Below are 4,359 nucleotides of genomic sequence, written 5' to 3' on the forward strand. Positions count from 1 at the left end.
GGCCGGCGCCGGGGCGGGCGCGCCCGTGCCGTCGTCGATCACGGCCAGCTCGGCGCCGACCTCGACGGTCTCGTCCTCGGCGACCTTGATGGAGGCGAGCACGCCCGCGGCGGGCGCCGGGATCTCGGTGTCGACCTTGTCGGTCGAGACCTCAAGCAATGGCTCGTCGGCCTCGACGCGTTCGCCTTCGGCCTTCAGCCAGCGCGTGACAGTGCCCTCGGTGACGCTCTCGCCGAGCGCCGGAAGGGTTACGGAAACCGCCATGGTTTCGGTTGCTCCTAACGAATTGCGGAAGTCTGTGTCGTCGCGTCCGTTGACCGAAGGCTCAGTCGTGGGCGTGGAGGGGCTTGCCGGCCAGGGCCAAGTGGGCCTCGCCGAGCGCCTCGTTCTGCGTCGGGTGGGCGTGGATGAGCTGGGCCACCTCGGCGGGCAGCGCCTCCCAGTTGTAGATCAGCTGGGCCTCGCCGACCTGCTCGCCCATGCGGTCGCCGACCATGTGGACGCCGACCACGGCACCGTCCTTGACCTGGACGAGCTTGATCTCGCCCGCGGTGTTCAGGATCTTGCTCTTGCCGTTGCCCGCCAGGTTGTACTTCAGAGCGACGACCTTGTCCGCGCCGTAGATCTCCTTGGCCTTGGCCTCGGTGATGCCGACGGAGGCGACCTCCGGGTGGCAGTACGTCACTCGCGGCACACCGTCGTAGTCGATCGGAACGGCCTTCAGCCCGGCCAGCCGCTCCGCCACCAGGATGCCCTCGGCGAAACCGACGTGCGCGAGCTGGAGGGTCGGGACGAGGTCGCCGACGGCGGAGATGGTGGGGACGTTGGTACGCATGTACTCGTCGACCAGGACGTAGCCGCGGTCCATGGCGACACCCTGCTCCTCGTAGCCCAGGCCCTGGGAGACCGGGCCGCGGCCGACGGCGACGAGCAGGATCTCGGCCTCGAACTCCTTGCCGTCGGCGAGGGTGACCTTGACCCCGTTCTGGGTGTACTCGGCCTTCTGGAAGAAGGTGCCGAGGCTGAACTTGATGCCGCGCTTGCGGAAGGCGCGCTCAAGGAGCTTGGAGGAGTTCTCGTCCTCGACCGGGACGAGGTGCTTGAGGCCCTCGACGACCGTGACGTCCGAGCCGAACGACTTCCACGCCGAGGCGAACTCGACGCCGATGACACCGCCGCCCAGGATGATCGCGGACTGCGGCACGCGGTCCAGGACGAGGGCGTGGTCGGAGGAGATGATGCGGTCGCCGTCGATCACCAGGCCCGGCAGGGACTTCGGCACGGAACCCGTCGCGAGCAGGACGTGCCGGCCCTGCACACGGCGGCCGTTCACGTCGACGGAGGTCGGGGAGGACAGTCGGCCCTCACCCTCGATGTAGGTCACCTTGCGGGAGGCGATCAGGCCCTGGAGGCCCTTGTACAGGCCGCCGATCACGCCGTCCTTGTACTTGTGGACGGCCGGTACGTCGATGCCCTCGAAGGTGGCCTTGACGCCGAACTGCTCGCTCTCGCGGGCCTGGTCGGCGATCTCGCCCGCGTGCAGCAGGGCCTTGGTGGGGATGCAACCCCGGTGCAGGCAGGTGCCGCCGACCTTGTCCTTCTCGATCAGGGCGACGTCCAGGCCCAGCTGAGCCCCGCGCAGGGCCGCGGCGTAACCACCGCTGCCACCGCCGAGGATCACTAGGTCGAAAACGGTGCTGGCGTCGTTCGCCACGTCACGTCCTCCATGCATGTGCGCCGTACGCCGGGCCCCTTGGTCCCATCCGGGGGGTTGACCGGTCGGTCGGCTGGTGTCCGGCCGCTCTTTTTTCGGCCCTGTGGTGGGGGCCCTGTCCTGCCGCGCTCCATCTTCGCACCTGCCGAGGGTGGAAGGGACGTGGGGCCGGGGTGTGAGACACCCCACGATCCCACCCACCACCAAGAGCCGTGCCCACAGGCCCGCACGACCACCCACGACGAACCCGCAGCCGACGAACCCCCCGCACCACCCCGAAGGGGCGCGGGGAACTGCGCGACCAGCCACGACGGAGCCGCAGCCGACGGACTGCCCGCATCACCCCGAAGGGGTGCGGGGAACTGCGCGAATAGCCACGACGAACCCGCGGCCGACCACCTACCCGCACCACCCCGAAGGGGCGCGGGGAACTGCGCGACCAGCCACGCACGGCCCGCAGTCGCCCGCATCCCTCAAGACACCGAGTCGGCAGGCGCACTCACACGGAACCCGAGCCGGGAGGCGCTGCCGTCAGCTCCGCGAGCCGCACCAGCGTCCGCACCGCCGAGCCCGTGCCACCCTTCGGCGTGTACCCGAACGGGCCGCCCTCATTGAACGCCGGCCCGGCGATGTCGAGGTGCGCCCAGGTGATGCCGTCGCCGATGAACTCCTTCAGGAACAGCCCGGCGACCAGCCCGCCGCCCATCCGCTCGCCCATGTTCGCGATGTCGGCGGTCGGTGAGTCCATGCCTTTGCGCAGATGGTCCGGCAGCGGCATCGGCCAGGCCGGCTCGCCGACCTCCTCCGCCGCCCCGTGCAGCGCGGAGCGGAACGCGTCGTCGTTCGCCATGATCCCGAAGGTGCGGCTGCCCAGCGCCAGCACCATGGCGCCGGTCAGGGTCGCGACGTCCACGATCGCGTCCGGCTTCTCCTGCGAGGCGGCCCACAGCGCGTCCGCCAGGACCAGCCGGCCCTCGGCGTCCGTGTTGAGCACCTCGACGGTCTTGCCGCTGTACATGCGCAGCACGTCACCCGGACGGGTCGCGCTGCCCGAGGGCATGTTCTCGGCGAGCGCCAGCCAGCCGGTGACATTGACCTTCAGGCCGAGCCGCGCGGTGGCGACGACCGCGGCGAACACCGCGGCGGCGCCGCTCATGTCGCACTTCATCGTCTCGTTGTGACCGGCCGGCTTGAGGGAGATGCCGCCCGAGTCGTAGGTGATGCCCTTGCCGACGAGGGCGAGGTGCTTCTTCGCCCCGGGGCTGGTGTAGGACAGCTTCACCAGACGCGGTGCCGCGGCCGAGCCGCTGCCGACGCCGAGGATGCCGCCGTAACCGCCCTTGGCCAGCGCCTTCTCGTCGAGCACCTGCGCCTTGATGCCGTGTTCCTTGGCCGCGGCCTGGGCGATGGCCGCGAACGCCTCCGGAGTGAGGTCGTTCGGCGGGGTGTTGATCAGGTCCCGGGCGCGGTTCAGCTCCTCGGCGACGGCGGTGGCACGCTCCAGGGCCGCCTTGTGCTCCTTGTCGCGGGGCTTGCCGCCGAGCAGCGCGGCCTCGGCGAGCGGCGCCTTGCCGTTGCCCGCCTTGCCGTTGCCGGCGCTGTCCTTGTAGGTGTCGAAGGAGTACGCGCCCAGCAGTACGCCCTCGGCGATCGCGGAGACGGCGGCGGCGTCGGCGACGGGCAGCGCGAAGGCGGCCTTCTTGGTGCCGTTCAGCCCGCGGGCGGCGACACCGGCGGCCCTGCGCAGCGCTTCGGTGTCATGGGCGGCGCCCTTCGCGGGCTCCTCGCCGAGGCCCACCGCCACCACGAGCGGCGCCTTGAAGCCAGCCGGCGCGGGCAGCTTCGTCAGCTCGCCCTCGGCGCCGGTGGCACCGAGGGTCTCCAGGACGCCGGCCAGCTTGTCGTCGTACGCCTTGTCCACGGTCTCGGCGCCCGGCGCTACGACGGGGCCCTTGGCGCCCTTTGCGACACCGACGACGATCGCGTCGGCCCGCAGGCCGGGCGCCGCGGCGGTGCTGAGAGTCAGAGCAGTCACGGTAGTGAGATCTCGCTTCCGATGTGAAGTTGCTGTGGCCGAATGGGTGGGGTCGACCGGGCCCGGGGACCGACCCTAGAACGGGACCGAGGGTGCGTCGCGACCGGGGCCTTCGCCCTGTCGGCGAGCACCCGGGACGAGCCTACGCGTGTGTGTGCGCCCGCTCATTCCCCCCGGGCGTTCACCCCTGGGTGGCGTCGTGGCCAGGTGCCGTCCGGCCGCTTCGGTGACCTCAGCCACCCGCGCCGGGGATCGGGCGGCCACTCCCGCCACCTGTTCGCCGAATTCTCACCGATCGACCCCACAGGCTTCACAAAGGGGTGGCCGTCTTCCCGTACCCGGACTGCCCACCGCCGCGTTCGCCACGGCCCGGCGGGCAGCGCCCCCGAAGGGGCGCGGGGAACTGCGCGACCAGCCACAACGGCGCCGCGGTCGACCACCGACCCATCACAGCCCCTACAGCGGAGCGCCCAGCACCAGCACCACAAGGGCCGTCGTCGCCGCCGTCTCCGCGAGCGCCCCGAACACGTCCCCGGTGACCCCGCCGAAGCGGCGCACGCAGCGGCGCAGCAGGAGTTCGGCGACGCCGACGGCGACGACCACCGCGAGG

Annotated in this window: 4 protein-coding genes; all 4 read right to left on the reverse strand. The window is 71.3% G+C overall.

Annotated elements, in window-relative coordinates; translation table 11 throughout:
• Positions 1–264 (reverse strand): biotin/lipoyl-containing protein (locus ACWEKM_RS45890; RefSeq protein WP_451627260.1); only part of this gene is annotated, 264 nt, incomplete at its 3' end.
• A gap of 61 nt (positions 265–325) precedes the next feature.
• The gene (gene lpdA / locus ACWEKM_RS45895) at positions 326–1,714 is read right to left on the reverse strand and encodes a dihydrolipoyl dehydrogenase (RefSeq protein ID WP_451627261.1); all 1,389 of its coding nucleotides are present in this window, start codon (positions 1,712–1,714) and stop codon (positions 326–328) included.
• 499 nt (positions 1,715–2,213) lie between these two features.
• Positions 2,214–3,749, reverse strand: coding sequence for a leucyl aminopeptidase (locus ACWEKM_RS45900; protein ID WP_451627262.1), 1,536 nt, complete (start codon positions 3,747–3,749; stop codon positions 2,214–2,216).
• A 456-nt stretch (positions 3,750–4,205) separates the two neighbouring features.
• A complete protein-coding gene (locus ACWEKM_RS45905; protein WP_451627263.1) occupies positions 4,206–4,352 on the reverse strand; it encodes an adenosylcobinamide-GDP ribazoletransferase in 147 nt (48 codons plus the stop codon).
• Positions 4,353–4,359 lie beyond the last annotated feature (7 nt).

The sequence above is a fragment of the Streptomyces sp. NPDC004752 genome, assembly GCF_053601275.1.